Origin of the sequence: Chimaeribacter californicus (assembly GCF_002858675.1) — a bacterium.
Lineage (GTDB): Bacteria > Pseudomonadota > Gammaproteobacteria > Enterobacterales > Enterobacteriaceae > Chimaeribacter > Chimaeribacter californicus.
On record NZ_PJZF01000128.1, the window covers coordinates 1 to 356 of the forward strand.

General features: G+C 66.0%; 1 protein-coding gene. It reads left to right on the forward strand.

Going from position 1 to position 356, the window contains the following annotated elements; all coding sequences use genetic code 11:
* Window positions 1-356 (forward strand): P-type ATPase actuator domain-containing protein (locus tag CYR55_RS23240; protein ID WP_479415248.1); only part of this gene is annotated, 356 nt, incomplete at both ends.

Here is a 356-nt window from a genome sequence, read left to right on the forward strand (position 1 = left end):
CTGGATCTACTCGATGATCGTCAACCTGTGGCCGCAGCATTTCCCGCCGCAGGCGCGCCATCTCTATTACGAAGCCAGCGTGATGATCATCGGCCTGATTAACCTCGGCCATGCCCTCGAACAGCGTGCGCGCCAGCGATCCTCCCAGGCGCTGGAGCGGCTGCTGGACTTGACCCCGCCCACCGCACGGGTCGTGGACGATCAGGGCGAACGCACGCTGCCGCTGGCGGAGGTACAGCCCGGAATGGCGCTGCGGCTGACCACCGGTGACCGGGTTCCGGTAGACGGTGACATCGTGCGCGGCGAAGCCTGGGTAGACGAAGCCATGCTGACTGGGGAGCCGGTGGCGCAACACA